The sequence below is a fragment of the Streptomyces sp. NBC_00887 genome (assembly GCF_045207585.1).
This window is the reverse complement of the sequence record NZ_CP108788.1, coordinates 5,245,197-5,260,106: the sequence shown is the minus strand read 5'-3', so window position 1 is coordinate 5,260,106 and position 14,910 is coordinate 5,245,197. Positions and strand designations below refer to the sequence as shown.

Below are 14,910 nucleotides of genomic sequence, written 5' to 3'. Positions count from 1 at the left end.
CACATGTCCTTTCCCCTCCTGACAGCGACGGCGGCACTCCCCGCGATCGGCGCGATCGCCACCGCCGCCGTCCCCGCCGCACAGCGCACCGCGGCCAAATGGCTCGCGCTGATCGTCTCGCTCGGCACGCTCGTCCTCGCGGGCATCGTGTTCGCCCGCTTCGAACCGGGCGGCGACCGCTACCAGCTGACCGAATCGCATGCCTGGATCAAGGACTTCGGCGTCCGGTACGAGCTGGGTGTCGACGGCATCGGGGTGGCGCTCCTCGCGCTCACCGCGCTGCTGATCCCCTTCGTCATCCTGGCCGGCTGGCACGACGCCGACCCCCTGGAGACGAAGTCCTCCCGTTGGAGGCCCACCCAGGGCTTCTTCGCCCTCATCCTGATGGTCGAAGCGATGGTGATCCTCTCCTTCGAGGCCACCGACGTCTTCCTCTTCTACATCCTCTTCGAAGCCATGCTCATCCCGATGTACTTCCTCATCGGCGGCTTCGGGGACCGGGCGCACACGGGAAGCGACGAGAACGCGGCGACGCAACGCAGCTACGCGGCCGTGAAGTTCCTCCTCTACAACCTGGTCGGCGGGCTCATCATGCTGGCCGCCGTCATCGGGCTCTACGTGGTCGCGGGGAGCTTCTCGCTCTCCGAGATCGCCGAGGCCCGGGCCAACGGCTCGCTCGAGATGGCGAGCAGCACCGAGCGGTGGCTGTTCCTCGGCTTCTTCTTCGCCTTCGCGGTGAAGGCCCCGCTGTGGCCGCTGCACACCTGGCTGCCCAACGCCATGGGCGAGGCGACCACCCCGGTGGCCGTCCTGATCACCGCGGTCGTCGACAAGGTCGGCACCTTCGCGATGCTCCGCTTCTGCCTCCAGCTGTTCCCGGAGGCCAGCAAGTGGGCGACGCCGGTGATTCTCGTCCTGGCGCTGATCTCCATCATCTACGGGGCGCTGCTCGCCGTCGGCCAGCGTGACATCAAGCGGCTCATCGCCTACGCGTCGATCTCGCACTTCGGCTTCATCGTGCTCGGCATCTTCGCGATGACGAGCCAGGGCCAGTCGGGTGCCACGCTCTACATGGTCAACCACGGGCTCTCGACGGCCGCGCTGATGCTGGTCGCCGGATTCCTGATCACGCGGCGCGGCTCGCGGCTCATCGCCGACTACGGCGGGGTGCAGAAGGTGGCGCCGGTGCTGGCGGGGACGTTCCTCATCGGCGGTCTGGCCACGCTCTCGCTGCCCGGCCTCGCCCCGTTCGTCAGTGAGTTCCTCGTCCTGGTCGGCGCGTTCAGCGCGTACCCGGTGGTCGGCATCATCGCGACCGTCGGCATCGTGCTCGCCGCGCTCTACGTCCTGGTCCTCTACCAGCGGACGATGACGGGACCGGTCACGGAGGCGGTCCGGAGCATGCCGGACCTCAGGGTCCGTGAACTGGCGGTCGCCCTGCCGCTGATCGCCCTGCTGATCTTCCTGGGTGTCTTCCCGAAGCCGCTCACGGACGTCGTCAACCCGGCGGTGCAGCACACCATGCACGACGTACAGAAGAAGGACCCCCAGCCCGAGGTGGAGGCCGCCAAGTGAGCGCAACAGCTGTCCACAGCCTGTGGACGACGGGCGGCGGGGTGACAACGGCTGCCGCGGGCGACAAGTTCACCGCGCCGACCATCGAGTACGCCCAACTGGCGCCCGTCCTGATCGTGATCGGCGTCGCCGTCCTGGGAATCCTGGTCGAGGCGTTCGTCCCGCGCAGGGCCCGCTACACCACGCAGGTCTTCCTGACGGTCGTCGCCCTCGGTGCCGCGTTCGCCGCGGTCCTGGGGCTCGCGGCCGACGGGTACGCGGGCAGGAACGCGCAGATCGCCGCGATGGGCGCCGTCGCCGTCGACGGCCCCGCCCTGTTCCTGCAGGGCACCATCCTGCTCGTCTCGATGGTCTCCGCCTTCACGTTCGCCGAGCGGCGCCTGGACCCCGCCTCCCACGGCAACCGCGTGGACTCCTTCGCCGCACAGGCCGGTTCGGTCCCCGGCAGTGACGGCGAGAAGGCCGCGGTCAAGGCCGGGTTCACCACCACCGAGGTCTTCCCGCTGGCCCTCTTCTCCGTCGCGGGCATGCTGGTCTTCCCGGCCGCCAACGACCTGCTGACCCTCTTCATCGCGCTCGAGGTCTTCTCCCTCCCGCTCTACCTCCTGTGCGCCGTCGCCCGCCGCAAGCGGCTGATGTCGCAGGAGGCCGCGGTGAAGTACTTCCTGCTCGGGGCCTTCTCCTCGGCGTTCCTGCTCTTCGGGATCGCTCTGCTCTACGGATACGCGGGAACCGTCTCGTACGCCGGTATCGCGAACGTCGTGGACGGTACCGTCCAGGAGATCACCCCGGCGCTCGCGGACACGATGGGCAACGACGTGCTGCTGCTCATCGGCGGCGCGATGATCCTGATGGGCCTGCTGTTCAAGGTCGGCGCCGTCCCGTTCCACATGTGGACCCCGGACGTGTACCAGGGTGCGCCGACGCCGGTCACGGGCTTCATGGCCGCGGCGACGAAGGTCGCCGCGTTCGGTGCCCTGCTGCGCCTGCTGTACGTGGTGCTGCCGGGTCTCACCTGGGACCTGCGCCCCGTCATGTGGGGCGTCGCGATCGTCACGATGCTGGGCGGGGCGATCGTCGCGATCACCCAGACCGACATCAAGCGGCTGCTGGCCTACTCCTCGATCGCGCACGCGGGCTTCATCCTCGCGGGTGTCATCGCGGCCAGCCCGGAGGGCATCTCCTCGGTCCTCTTCTACCTCGGTGTCTACTCCTTCGTGACCGTCGGCGCCTTCGCCGTCGTCACCCTGGTGCGCGACGCGGGGGGCGAGGCGACGCATCTGTCGCAGTGGGCCGGACTCGGCCGGCGCTCGCCGCTGACCGCGGCGGTCTTCGCCGTGTTCCTGCTGTCCTTCGCCGGCATTCCGCTCACGTCGGGCTTCTCCGGCAAGTTCGCCGTCTTCAAGGCGGCGGCGGACAACGGCGCGGGCGGCCTGGTCGTGGTCGGTGTGATCTCGTCGGCCATCGCCGCGTTCTTCTACATCCGCGTCATCGTCCTGATGTTCTTCAGCGAGCCGAAGGCCGACGGCCCCACGGTCGCCGTCCCGTCCCCGCTGACGATGACGACGATCGCGGTCGGCGTCGCGGTCACCCTGGTGCTGGGCCTGGCCCCGCAGTACTTCCTGGACCTGGCGAGCCAGGCGGGAGTCTTCGTGCGGTAACCGCGTGGGAAGTGCTGCGACAACGCCGGACGGGCCCTGGAAGTCAAGCCCGTCCGGCGTTGTCGTACGCGGCGCCTATGGTGGCTGTGGACGGTTGGACAGAGATACGGACGGCACGGACGGGCGGAACGGGAACGATGAGTGTGACGACCGAGAGCGCCGCGCAGCAGACGCTGCACCGGGTGTTCGGGTACGAGGCGTTCCGCGGCGAGCAGGGTGCGGTGATCGAGCATGTGGTCGCCGGTGGCGACGCGGTCGTGCTCATGCCCACCGGCGGCGGCAAGTCCCTCTGCTACCAGATCCCCGCCCTGGTCAGGCCGGGTACCGGCGTCGTGGTTTCTCCGCTGATCGCGCTCATGCAGGACCAGGTGGACGCCCTGCGCGCGCTCGGTGTCCGCGCCGGCTTCATGAACTCCACGCAGGACTTCGACGAGCGCCGCTCGATGGAGGCCCAGTTCCTGGCGGGCGAGCTCGACCTGCTGTACCTGGCCCCGGAGCGGCTGCGCCTGGACTCCACCCTCTCGCTGCTCGCCCGCGGTGAGATCTCCGTCTTCGCGATCGACGAGGCGCACTGCGTCGCCCAGTGGGGCCACGACTTCCGCCCGGACTACCTGGCCCTGGCCGTCCTGGGCGAGCGCTGGCCCGACGTACCGCGCATCGCGCTGACGGCCACGGCGACGGACGCCACGCACCAGGAGATCACCCAGCGCCTGGGCATGCCCGAGGCCAGGCACTTCGTGGCCAGCTTCGACCGGCCCAACATCCAGTACCGCGTCGTGGGGAAGTCCGACCCGAAGAAGCAGCTGCTCACGTTCCTCAAGGAGGAGCACCCCGGGGACGCGGGCATCGTCTACTGCCTCTCGCGCAATTCGACGGAGAAGACCGCCGAGTACCTCTGCCGCAACGGCATCGAGGCCGTGCCGTACCACGCGGGCCTGGACGCGTCGATGCGCGCCGAGCACCAGTCGCGCTTCCTGCGGGAGGAGGGCCTGGTCGTCGTCGCGACCATCGCCTTCGGCATGGGAATCGACAAGCCCGACGTGCGCTTCGTCGCCCACCTCGATCTGCCGAAGTCCGTCGAGGGCTACTACCAGGAGACAGGACGCGCGGGCCGTGACGGCGCGCCCTCCACGGCCTGGATGGCGTACGGGCTCCAGGACGTCGTCCAGCAGCGCAAGCTGATCCAGGGCGGCGAGGGCGACGAGGCGTTCCGGCGCCGGGCCGCCGCGCACCTCGACTCGATGCTGGCGCTGTGCGAGACCGTCCGGTGCCGCCGCGCCCAGCTCCTGACGTACTTCGGCCAGGAGCCCGGCGCCGAGAGCTGCGGCAACTGCGACACCTGCCTCACCCCGCCCGAGACCTGGGACGGCACGGTGGTCGCGCAGAAGCTGCTGTCCACCGTGGTCCGGCTGAAGCGGGAGCGCGGGCAGAAGTTCGGGGCCGGCCAGATCATCGACATCCTGCTGGGCCGCAAGACCGCGAAGATCATTCAGTTCGACCACGACCAGCTCTCGGTCTTCGGCATCGGTGAGGAGCTGGCCGAGGCGGAGTGGCGTGGTGTGGTGCGCCAGCTGCTGGCCCAGGGGCTGCTCGCCGTCGAGGGCGAGTACGGCACGCTGGTGCTGACCGGGGAGAGCGGTTCCGTGCTCGGCCGGGAGCGCGAGGTACTGCTGCGCAAGGAGCCGAAGAAGCCGACGGCCAAGTCGGCGAGGGGCGAGCGCAAGGGCAAGTCGGCCGCCGCCGTGGCGGACCTGCCGGCCGAGGCCGTCCCGGTCTTCGAGGCGCTGCGCGCCTGGCGCGGCGCCCAGGCGAAGGAGCTGGGCCTCCCGGCGTACGTGATCTTCCACGACGCGACGCTGAGGGAGATCGCCGCGCTGCGCCCCCGTTCGCTCGCGGAGCTGGGCGGGATCAGCGGCCTGGGCGAGAAGAAGCTGGCGACGTACGGCGAGGGCGTCCTGGAGGTGCTGGCGGGGCTGGGAGACGTCGAGCCGGGCGCCGACAGTGCCCCCGCCGTGCCGGAACCGGTGTCCCGGCCCGCCGCCGCGGTTCCGCCGCAGCCGGAGGCCGCACGCGCCGCGGAGCCGGTGCGGGCCGCACGGGCGGAGCCGGACACGGACACGCACGTCGGCTGGGACGAGGAGCCGCCCGAGTTCGACTGAGCGGGTGACGGGCGGCGACGGGTCTACTCCGGCGTCGCCCGGCGGCGTGTGACGATCGCGGTCAGGTCGAGATCGACGGGGAAGGGCGCGGAGACCTTCATCCTGTCGTGGAAGATCCCGGTGGAGGTGTACGCGCCGGTGGCGGGTTCCAGCTCGAAGACGTACACGACTGCTCGGCCGTCCTGGTTCTCCACCCGCCAGTAGTGCGGAATCTTCGCCCGCGCGTACTTCACGGGCTTGGTCTCCCGGTCACGGGTGACGGACTCGTCGGACACGACCTCGACGGCCAGCACCACACTGTGCGAGGGGAAACGAGTCTGCCGCAGGCTCTCGACCGCCTCCGCATGCACGACGACAACATCGGGCTCAGGCCGGTTCTGGAAGTCGACGTCGATGGTGAATTCGCGAAAGACTTCCAGGTCGATCGGTGCGAGCGACTGCAGCTGCCACTTCAGGTAGTCGATCGCACGCTCATGGAAAACGGTCTGCGGACTCACGAAAACGAGGCTCCCGTCGATCAGCTCCGTATGCGGAGGCAGATTCGGAAGCGTGTCCAGGTCATCGGCGGTCCAGCCGCCCACGGGCGGGACCGCCCACCTCGGCTCGGGGGCCTCGGGTTCGACGCTCATCAGTGCTCCCATACGAAGCAGTCTCGCGGTCAGTCCAGCGTATCCGGCGGGAACCGATCAAGGCCGCCCAAACGTGTGAGCGACTCACGCGTCGTTGACCACCGCCCCCCTCGCCGCGTACGCGCGCACGTCCGCGTCCGGGTCGGTGAGCACTCCGGCCAGGGCTTCCCGGGCCGCGTCGTGGGCCGTGTGGTGCAGCAGAGCCAGGACCGCCGCCTTGCGCACGTCGGCGTTCGGGTCGCCCAGGGCTCCGGTCAGCGGGCCGATCGCGGAGTCCGGGGCCGCCGAGGAGAGCGCTGTCGCCGCCCCCGCGCGTACCTGCCAGGCCGGGCCGGAGAGGGCCGTGACCGCCGTCGTGACGTACGGCGCGGGGCACCCCGTCGCCGCGAGCGCGGCCAGGGCGGCGGCGCGGACCAGCGCGTCCCCGTCCTCCAGCAGCGGGGTGAGCGGCTCCGGGGCGGGGGAGTGCGTGGCGGCCAGCCCCTTCGCCACGGCCACCCGGACCTCGCGGGACGGATCGGCCGCGGCAGCCGTCAGGTACTGCACCGCGTCCACCGAGACGAGAGCCCGGACGGTGTGCAGCCGCACGTCGATGACCGGGTCGCCGAGTGTGCGCGCGTACAGGTCGGCGTCCCCCAGTCGAAGCGCCCGCAGGGTGTCCAGCGCGGTGGCCCGTACGACCGGGTCGTCCGAGCCGAGCGCCGTCACCAGCGGTGCGCGCAGGGCCGGTTCGGCCGGCAGTACCTCGACCAGCTCCCGCAGGGAGGCGGCGGCCGCCGCCCGAACCGACGGCGCCGGGTCGGCGAGCGTCCCGGCCAGTGCCGGACCCGCACCCTGCGGCGTCGACTCGGTGAGCGCGGCCACGGCCGCCCGCCGGACCGCCGGGTCCGGGTCGGACAGGTACGGGGCGAGGACCGGCAGGTCCGGCTGGTCGTCGGCGAGCGCGAGGAGTTCCAGGATGCGGGGGGACGGGTCGGACGGTACGGGGGCAGCGGGCGCCGGGTCCGCCGCTGTCGAGGAGCCGGACGACGGGGCCACGTCCCGCCGTCCCGCCGTCGCGACCTGCTCCGCCGCCACCTCGCCGATCTCGCGCGAGGCCCCGCCCACGGGGGCGAACCCCTCCACGGGCACGAGGTAGGGAGCCACCGGCCTGGCCGTGAACTCCATCGCTCCCGATGCGGACTTGCGCAGGTCCAGGTGGTGGAACCAGTCCGCGTCGTCCCGCTCGGGATGGTCCGTACGCTCGTGGTACAGGCCCCAGCGGGACTCCGTGCGGGCCAGCGAGGAGCGCGCCGCCATCTCCGCGCAGTCCCGGATGAAGCTCACCTCGGCGCACCGCATCAGCTCGTGCGGGGTCGTCGCGCCCATCTCCGCGATGTCGGTCCGCATCCGGTCGAACGCCTCCAGCGCGAGCGAGAGCCGCGCCCCCGACTTGGGCGGGGCCACGTAGTCGTTCACGAAGCGGCGCAGCTTGTACTCGACCTGGGGCTGCGGCGGCCCCTCCGGGTTGTGCAGCGGCCGGTAGATCAGCTCGTGGGCCTCGCGCAGCTGCTCGGCGGGCAGTTCGCCCTCGTACACCGTGAACTGCGAGGCGTCGGCGCCCGCGAGGTCGCCGAAGACGAACGCCCCGATCATGTAGTTGTGCGGGACGCAGGCCAGGTCCCCGGCGGCGTAGAGGCGCGGCACCGTCGTACGGGCGTGGTCGTCGACCCGGACGCCGGAGGCCGAGTGGCCGCCGCACAGGCCGATCTCGGAGATGTGCATCTCGATGTCGTGGGTGCGGTAGTCATGGCCCCGGTTCGCGTGGAACGTGCCGCGCGTCGGCCGTTCCGTGGTGTGCAGGATGCCCTCCAGCGCGCTGACGGACTCCTCGGGGAGGTGGCTCAGCTTCAGGTACACCGGCCCCCGGTCCGAGGCGACCTCCGCCGCGAACTCGGCCATCATCTGCCCCGACCAGTAGTCGGAGTCGACGAACCGTTCGCCGTGCCGGTTCACCTGGTAGCCGCCGAACGGATTGGCGACGTAGGCGCAGGCCGGACCGTTGTAGTCCTTGATCAAAGGGTTGATCTGGAAGCACTCGATGCCGGTCAGCTCGGCGCCCGCGTGGTACGCCATGGAGTAGCCGTCGCCGGCGTTGGTCGGGTTCTCGTACGTCCCGTAGAGGTAGCCGGACGCCGGCAGCCCGAGCCGTCCGCACGGCCCGGTGGCCAGGACGACGGCCCCGGCACGGACCGTGACGAACGCTCCTGTACGGGTGTGGAAACCTGCCGCCCCGATCGCCCGGCCGTCGTCACCGGTGAGGATCCTGACGGGCATCACCCGGTTCTCGATCCGGATCCGCTCCCGCATCTCGCGGCGCCGCAACTGCCGGTAGAGGACCTTCTTGACGTCCTTGCCCTCGGGCATCGGCAGCACGTACGCACCGGAGCGGTGCACCTGGCGGACGGCGTACTCCCCGTGCTCGTCCTTCTCGAACTTCACCCCGTAGGACTCCAGCCGCTGCACCATCGGGAAGCCGAGCTCCGCGGTCCGGCGGACGGTGGACTGGTCGACGATGCCGTCGTTGGCGCGGGTGATCTCGGCGACGTAGTCGTCGGGTTCGGCCCGGCCCGGGATCACGGCGTTGTTGACGCCGTCCATCCCCATGGCGAGGGCACCCGAGTGCCGCACGTGCGCCTTCTCCAGCAGCACGACGGACGCGCCGTGCTCGGCGGCGGTGAGGGCCGCCATGGTGCCGGCCGTGCCGCCCCCGACGACCAGTACGTCGCAGGAGAGTTCCTCGGCGTCGGCGAGGGCGGGGATCTGCACGGTCATGCCTTTCAGTGGGCGGGAGTGAGCGATTCGAGGACCTCGCGCCGCAGCGCGACGGTCGCCGGGTCGGAATGCGCGGCGCGTTCACGCGGACGCGGTACGTCCAGGACGCGCCCGGTGGGCAGCAGCGCCACCCGGTCGCCGAGGAACAGCGCCTCGTCCACGTCGTGCGTGACGAAGACGACCGTGGCGCCCGTGCCGTGCAGGACGTCGACGAGCAACTGCTGCATCCCGGCCCTGGTCTGGGCGTCCAGCGCGCCGAAGGGCTCGTCCATCAGGACCGCGCGCGGATCGGCCGCCAGTGCGCGGGCCAGTTGCACACGCTGGCGCTGGCCGCCCGAGACGCGGTGCGGAAGCTTCGCCCCGTGGTCCTCCAGGCCGACCCGGGCCAGCCAGGACCCGGCCCGGCGCCTGCGCTCGGAGCGGGCCACGCCCCGGATGGCGAGGGGCAGTTCGACATTGGCACGCACGGTGCGCCACGGCAGCAGCGCGTCGTCCTGGAAGACGAGGGCCCGCTCGGCGTGCGGCGCGGTGATCGCCTCGCCGTCCTGGGTCACCTCGCCGCCGAGCACGGGCAGCAGCCCGGCGAGGGTGCGCAGGAGCGTGGACTTGCCGCAGCCGGACGGGCCGACGACGGCGAGGATCTCGCCGGGGACGACATCGAGGTCGATGCCGCCGAGGACGGGTGCCCCGGCCCGGCCGAGCACGGCGCCGCGCAGGGTGAGCCGGACGCCCGGGGACGTGGTGGTGGTCATGGGTGCACCCGCTCCTTCGCCAGGGGGGCCGGCGAGGCCGCCGGGGTCACGGGCCGCGGCCGGTGCCGTACGGGGGACGGCGGCCGGTTCTCCGTACGCGGCAGCCACCGTGTGAGCCGGCGGCCCAGCAGTTCCACCGCCGTCGAGGTGATCCAGCCGAGCAGGCCGATCGTGGCCATGCCGACGAAGACGCCCGGGTAGTCGACGACCGTGTAGTCCTGCCAGGTGCGGTACCCCACCCCGTACTCGCCGGAGATCATCTCGGCGGAGATCACGCAGATCCACGACACCCCGATGCCGACGGAGAGCCCGCCCAGGATGCCGGGGAGCGCGCCGGGCAGGACGACGGAACCGAGGATCCGCCACCGGCCGCCGCCCAATGTCAGGACGGCCTCCTCCCATGCCGGCGTGAGCGCGCGCACGGCGTGCCGGGTGGAGACCATGACGGGGAAGAACGCCGCGGTGCACGTGATGAAGACGATCCCCTGCTCGTTGCTGGGGAAGAGCAGGATCGCCACCGGCACCAGCGCGATGGCCGGGACCGGACGGATCACTTCGAGGACCGGGCCCAACAGGTCGGAGGCCAGCCGGGAGCGGGCGACGGCCGTGCCGACCGTGATGCCCAGGACGGCGGCCAGGGCGAAGCCGGTGACGATCCGGGTCAGGCTGTCGGTGAGGTCCTGCCAGTACGCGTCGCTGCCGAGCCGGTCGCCGAAGGCGCGCGCCACATCGATCACCGTCGGGAACTGCTCGAAGCGCAGCCACAGATTGATGTCGAAGGCGGTCAGCAGCTGCCAGATGCCCAGGGCGGCCACCAGCGACAGGGCCCGCAGCACGATCGACCACCGGCCGCTCATGAGACGCGGGCCCGGTCGAGCGCGGTGGCGTACGGGACGATCCGGGCGCCGGGGTGCGCGGCGACGTCGGCGCGGGCCGCGGACCCGGTGACGTACGGCCGCAGCCCGGCACCGTCGGACACCCAGACCGCCCGGTCGGCGAACCACAGAGTCCCGGTCCTCGCGTCGGGGACGTACGCGGCGCGGACCCGCCCCGGGTGCGCGGCGGCGAAACGCAGGACCTCGACGGGGGTGGCGAACGACGACGTGGTGTCCTCGCCCTTCAGCCATACCTCGCCGCCGCGTGCCGCGGGCGGACCGGCCGCCTGCGCCTTCGCGTAGGCGGAGCCGTACACCCGCTTCACGTACTGCTCGTCGACGAAGGCGTCCACGTCCACGTCGCCGACCAGCTTCGCCGAGCGCAGCACGGGGACGTCCTTCTTGAGCGCCGCGACCAGGGCGGGTTTCACGGTGGTGTCGAACGTCGCGATGCCCTGGGAGCCGTTGTAGAGGTGCACGACCTCGGCCGGCAGGCCGGTGGCCTTCGCGACCGACTCGGACGACGCCACCGGGTGCTCGTGCAGGTAGTCGGTCGCCCGGCCCTGCGCCCGCAGGAAGTCCTCCAGCACGGCGGGCCGCTTCTTCGCGAACTCCTCACGGACGGTGACCCCGTGGAAGGTCGGAAGATTCAGTTCCGCCCCGTCGTAGAGGGCCTTCGCCCGGCCCTGGAAGGCCAGCAGTCCGGGCCAGGCGACGAACTGCGAGAGGGCGTCCGCGCTGCCGGCCTGGAGCGCCGAAGCACCCACGGCAGGCTGCTGGTTGAGCTTGCGGATGTCCTTCGCCGGATCGAGTCCGGCTTGTTGGAGGGCGCGGACGAGCGTTCCGTCGGCGGCCGACCCGACACTCGTGGAGACCTTCTTGCCGCGCAGGTCCTCCAGCGAGTCGAGGTCCGAACCAGGGTCGGTCACCACGGTGTTGAGGCCGCCGCGAAGGTTGTACCCGGTGACGGAGACGAGTGCGGTGGGGCGGTTCAGCTGCTTGCCGCGGGCCGCGTTGATCAGCAGCGGGAAGTCGCCCATCGAACCGATGTCGATCTTCCCCGCGGTCATCTGCGCGGTGATCGGCGCGCCGGTCGCGTAGTCCTGCCACTTCACCTCGTACGTGACGCCGTCCCGTTCACCGCGGGCCCGCAGCTCCTCCTCGAAGTAGCCGAGCGAGCGCAGGAGGGTGCCCGCCGTGACGGTGTTGATGGTCCTGGACTGATAACCGACGGTCACCGTGACCGTGTCGCCGTCACCCGCGCTCGCTTCGCCGCCGCAGCCCGCGGTGAGCGGGACGAGAGTCGCGGCGGTGAGCAGGGCGCCGGCGCGGATTGCCTTGCGTCGCATGGGAGGAGGGGCCTTTCACCGGAGGAGGTAGGGCATGTTGACCGTGACCGCGTCGGTGGGACACCGGGCCGCGCACGGGCCGCAGTACCAGCACTCGTCGACGTGCATGAACGCCTTGCCGCTGTCCGGGTTGATGGCCAGGGAGTCGAGAGGACACATGTCGACGCAGAGGGTGCAGCCGTCGATGCACTTCGACTCGTCGATGGTCACGGGCACGTCGGCCCGCTGGGGCGCCAGAGGCATGGCGGTCTCCAGGAAAGAAGAGGGGAAGGAGTGGTCTCAGTCCGACCTGTGCAACAGGCCGCTCATGCTGATGCGGTCACCGCGGAACCGGATGAACTCCAGGTCCACGGGCCGCCCGTCACAGAGATGGGTGAGGCGTTCCAGCATCAGGACGGCGGCGCCGTGCGGGGTCTCCAGGACGGCGGCGGAGTGCGCGTCGGCGTTGACGGCCTCCAGAGTGATCTCGGCGGTCCCGAGAGCGCGGCCGGTCAGGGATTCCAGCAGCCGGAAGACGTCGGTGTTCTCCAGGTCGCAGCCGAGCAGCCCGGCGCCGATGTCCATCGGGATGTACGTGAGGTCGAGGGACAGCGGCAGACCGTTCAGCAGCCGGCGCCGCTCGATGTAGAGGACGTCGGTGTGCTCGGCGATGCCGAGCCGCCGCGCGACGGGTCCGGGGGCGGCCACGGGTCCGACGGTACGGACCTCGTTGGTGACCCGCCCGTGCTCGTGCAGGGTCTCGGCCAGACCTTGGAGCCGGTCCAGGCCGTGCGAGTACTTCTCGCTGACGACGACGGTGCCGACACCCGGCTGGCGTTCCACCAGACCCTCTGCGCGCAGCAGGTCGAGGGCCTGGCGGACGGTGTTGCGGGAGACGCGGTAGTCGGCGCCGATGGTGTCCTCGAACGGCAGTACGCCGCCGGGAAAGCCCCCGGTGCGCACCTGGTGGCGCAGCAGGTCGGCCAGCAGCCGGGCATGGTCCGCGCGCAGCCGGCGCCGGCGGGCGGCGGCGACGGGCACGGTGTGCTCACGGATGCGATCGGCTGGCATGCGCTGGACCATACCGACGGGGTCCCCGCGATGGTGTTGCCGGAGTGTTGCGCCACTTCCGGACTCGGGTCGCAGGGCTTTGACCTGTGGTTTTCCTCTCGGGTGACGAAGATCTGCCACCGGGACGACCACCCCTCGGACACCCGAGGTGTCAGCAGCCACCCCCGCCTCAGCCCGCGTTCTGGCCGGATCTGTCCTTGATCACGTTGTGGTGCACCGCCAGTGCCGGCCACTCACTGCGGGCCAGTTCCCGCATCGCCGAGCGGTTCCGTCGTTCGCCGCGCCTGACCACGGACGGCAGCTCGACCGCCGCGGCCAGAGCCGCCAGCAGCCTGTCGCGGCGGTCGGGGAAGCCCGCCGCACCGGCCGCCGCGAAGCTTTCCCGTATGGGTGCCGACAGGTCTCGGGGGCCCGCGGGGTGGCGGTGGTACGGCACCAGGCCGAGGAAGCGGCGTGTCTCCCTGCGCAGGATGCCGCGCTCCACCAGGGCGTCCAGATAGAGGCCCTTGGCGTGCCGCCCGGACAGCCGCACCCAGCGCTTTGCGGACCGGCCCGCACGGAACCGGCTCTTGCCCGGCGGCGGCAGGCCGCGCAGGAACACCGCGAGCAGCGGGTCCGGCGGATCCAGCGGATTCACCACGTACACCCGGCCGCGCTCCTCGGTGATCCGCCCCTGGAGCTCCAGCTCGGCCAGGACGGCCCCGGCCGTGCCGTAGTCCAGGACACTGCCGGAGCACAGCGGCTTGCCCCGCACAGGGTCCAGCGCGAGCAGTAACAGCTCCTCGGGGAGCGTCGGCCGGTCGTTCACAGCGAGGGCACGATCCGGCCGGTGACCTCACCGAGGCCGACGCGCGTCCCGTGCGGGCCGGGCGCCCAGGCGGTCAGGGTGACCGTGTCGCCGTCCTCCAGGAACGTCCGCTTGCCCTCCGGGAGGTCCAGCGGATCGCGGCCGTTCCAGGTGAGTTCGAGCAGGGAGCCGCGCTCGCCGGGCTCGGCGCCGCTGACCGTCCCGGAACCGTACAGGTCACCCGTGCGCAGCGAGGCGCCGTTCACCGTCATCTGCGCCAGCTGCTGCGCCGCCGTCCAGTACATGGAGGAGAACGGCGGTTCGGAGACCGGCTGTCCGTTGATCTCGACCGAGATCCGGATGTCGAAGCCGCCCGGCTCCTCGTCGTCCGCGTCGTCCAGATAGGGGAGCAGCTCGAAGTCGCGGGTCGGCGGAGCGGTCCGGGCCGCGTCCAGGGCCTCCAGCGGGGTCACCCACGCCGATACGGAGGTGGCGAAGGACTTGCCGAGGAACGGGCCGAGCGGCACGTACTCCCAGGCCTGGATGTCCCGCGCCGACCAGTCGTTGAGCAGGCAGAGACCGAACACGTGCTCGCGGAATTCGGCGAGCGCGACCGGGGCGCCCTGCCGCGAGGGGACGCCGACGACGAAACCGACCTCGGCCTCGATGTCCAGCTTCACCGAGGGGCCGAAGACGGGGGCCGGGTCGGTGGGTGCCTTGCGCTGCCCGGAGGGGCGCACCACCTCCGTACCGGAGACGACGACCGTGCCCGCCCGCCCGTGGTAACCGATCGGCAGGTGCTTCCAGTTGGGGGTGAGTGCCGCACCGTCGGGCCGGAAGATCCGCCCGACGTTGGTGGCGTGGTGCTCACTGGCGTAGAAGTCGACGTAGTCGGCGACCTCGTACGGCAGGTGCATCGTCACCGCGTCCACCGGATGGAGCAGGGGCTCTATGTCCGGGCGGTGCGCCGGGACCGTCACCCAGGCGGTGAGCGCGCGGCGCACGTCCCGCCACGCGGTGCGGCCCGCCGCGAGGAGCGGCATCAGGCTGGGCCTGGCCAGCAGCTGGGCGTACGGGGAGCCGAGCGCGTGCGCGGCTGCCCCGGCGTCCAGCACATGGGCGCCGATGCGGACGCCGACCCTGCGGTCGTCCGGGTGTCCGGGGGTGGAGAACACTCCGTACGGAAGGTTGTGCGGACCGAAGGGGTCGCCTTCGGCCAGATCGAGCGGGCTGCTCTCGGGCATCTGTTGCTGCCTCGC

General features: G+C 71.4%; 12 protein-coding genes. 3 read left to right on the top strand and 9 right to left on the bottom strand.

The window, feature by feature from the left end; all coding sequences use genetic code 11:
* Positions 1 to 3 precede the first annotated feature (3 nt).
* The 3 genes from OG844_RS23955 to recQ all read left to right on the top strand — a co-directional run bounded on the left by OG844_RS23955 (position 4) and on the right by recQ (position 5,395).
* Complete coding sequence (locus tag OG844_RS23955) at positions 4 to 1,575, top strand: NADH-quinone oxidoreductase subunit M (protein WP_406392947.1); 1,572 nt, start codon at positions 4 to 6, stop codon at positions 1,573 to 1,575.
* Positions 1,572 to 3,236, top strand: a complete 1,665-nt coding sequence (gene nuoN / locus OG844_RS23950) for an NADH-quinone oxidoreductase subunit NuoN (RefSeq protein WP_406392946.1) — start codon at positions 1,572 to 1,574, stop codon at positions 3,234 to 3,236. The genes OG844_RS23955 and nuoN overlap by 4 nt, the downstream gene beginning before the upstream one ends.
* Positions 3,237 to 3,373: 137 nt before the next feature.
* A complete protein-coding gene (gene recQ, locus OG844_RS23945) occupies positions 3,374 to 5,395 on the top strand; it encodes a DNA helicase RecQ (protein ID WP_406392944.1) in 2,022 nt (673 codons plus the stop codon).
* 23 nt (positions 5,396 to 5,418) lie between these two features.
* On the opposite strand, the gene OG844_RS23940 is transcribed toward recQ, so the two are convergent.
* The 9 genes from OG844_RS23940 to fahA form a co-directional block, all read right to left on the bottom strand.
* The gene (locus OG844_RS23940; protein WP_406392942.1) at positions 5,419 to 6,024 is read right to left on the bottom strand and encodes a Uma2 family endonuclease; all 606 of its coding nucleotides are present in this window, start codon (positions 6,022 to 6,024) and stop codon (positions 5,419 to 5,421) included.
* 84 nt (positions 6,025 to 6,108) lie between these two features.
* Entirely contained in the window at positions 6,109 to 8,838 is a 2,730-nt protein-coding gene (locus tag OG844_RS23935; RefSeq protein WP_406392941.1) for a fumarate reductase/succinate dehydrogenase flavoprotein subunit, read from the bottom strand.
* A gap of 5 nt (positions 8,839 to 8,843) precedes the next feature.
* On the bottom strand, positions 8,844 to 9,590 hold the full coding sequence (locus OG844_RS23930; RefSeq protein ID WP_406392939.1) for an ABC transporter ATP-binding protein: 747 nt from the start codon (positions 9,588 to 9,590) through the stop codon (positions 8,844 to 8,846).
* Positions 9,587 to 10,447, bottom strand: coding sequence for an ABC transporter permease (locus OG844_RS23925; RefSeq protein WP_406392938.1), 861 nt, complete (start codon positions 10,445 to 10,447; stop codon positions 9,587 to 9,589). Before OG844_RS23925 ends, OG844_RS23930 begins: the two co-directional genes overlap by 4 nt.
* Positions 10,444 to 11,814 (bottom strand): ABC transporter substrate-binding protein, encoded by a 1,371-nt coding sequence (locus tag OG844_RS23920; protein WP_406392937.1) that lies wholly within the window; start codon positions 11,812 to 11,814, stop codon positions 10,444 to 10,446. The genes OG844_RS23925 and OG844_RS23920 overlap by 4 nt, the downstream gene beginning before the upstream one ends.
* A 15-nt stretch (positions 11,815 to 11,829) precedes the next feature.
* Positions 11,830 to 12,057, bottom strand: coding sequence for a ferredoxin family protein (locus tag OG844_RS23915; protein ID WP_266533934.1), 228 nt, complete (start codon positions 12,055 to 12,057; stop codon positions 11,830 to 11,832).
* 36 nt (positions 12,058 to 12,093) lie between these two features.
* Complete coding sequence (locus OG844_RS23910) at positions 12,094 to 12,864, bottom strand: GntR family transcriptional regulator (RefSeq protein ID WP_351165203.1); 771 nt, start codon at positions 12,862 to 12,864, stop codon at positions 12,094 to 12,096.
* A 169-nt stretch (positions 12,865 to 13,033) separates the two neighbouring features.
* A complete protein-coding gene (locus OG844_RS23905; RefSeq protein WP_406392935.1) occupies positions 13,034 to 13,672 on the bottom strand; it encodes a GPP34 family phosphoprotein in 639 nt (212 codons plus the stop codon).
* Entirely contained in the window at positions 13,669 to 14,895 is a 1,227-nt protein-coding gene (gene fahA, locus OG844_RS23900) for a fumarylacetoacetase (RefSeq protein WP_406392933.1), read from the bottom strand. The genes OG844_RS23905 and fahA overlap by 4 nt, the downstream gene beginning before the upstream one ends.
* Between the last annotated feature and the right edge of the window lie 15 nt (positions 14,896 to 14,910).

Excerpts from the sequence above, each read along its gene's own strand:
- OG844_RS23955 (WP_406392947.1), top strand. The coding sequence starts at position 4 with ATGTCCTTTCCCCTCCTGACAGCGACGGCGGCACTCCCCGCGATCGGC.
- recQ (WP_406392944.1), top strand. The coding sequence starts at position 3,374 with ATGAGTGTGACGACCGAGAGCGCCGCGCAGCAGACGCTGCACCGGGTG.
- OG844_RS23940 (WP_406392942.1), bottom strand. The coding sequence starts at position 6,024 with ATGAGCGTCGAACCCGAGGCCCCCGAGCCGAGGTGGGCGGTCCCGCCC.
- OG844_RS23935 (WP_406392941.1), bottom strand. The coding sequence starts at position 8,838 with ATGACCGTGCAGATCCCCGCCCTCGCCGACGCCGAGGAACTCTCCTGC.
- OG844_RS23930 (WP_406392939.1), bottom strand. The coding sequence starts at position 9,590 with ATGACCACCACCACGTCCCCGGGCGTCCGGCTCACCCTGCGCGGCGCC.
- OG844_RS23925 (WP_406392938.1), bottom strand. The coding sequence starts at position 10,447 with ATGAGCGGCCGGTGGTCGATCGTGCTGCGGGCCCTGTCGCTGGTGGCC.
- OG844_RS23920 (WP_406392937.1), bottom strand. The coding sequence starts at position 11,814 with ATGCGACGCAAGGCAATCCGCGCCGGCGCCCTGCTCACCGCCGCGACT.
- OG844_RS23915 (WP_266533934.1), bottom strand. The coding sequence starts at position 12,057 with ATGCCTCTGGCGCCCCAGCGGGCCGACGTGCCCGTGACCATCGACGAG.
- OG844_RS23910 (WP_351165203.1), bottom strand. The coding sequence starts at position 12,864 with ATGCCAGCCGATCGCATCCGTGAGCACACCGTGCCCGTCGCCGCCGCC.
- fahA (WP_406392933.1), bottom strand. The coding sequence starts at position 14,895 with ATGCCCGAGAGCAGCCCGCTCGATCTGGCCGAAGGCGACCCCTTCGGT.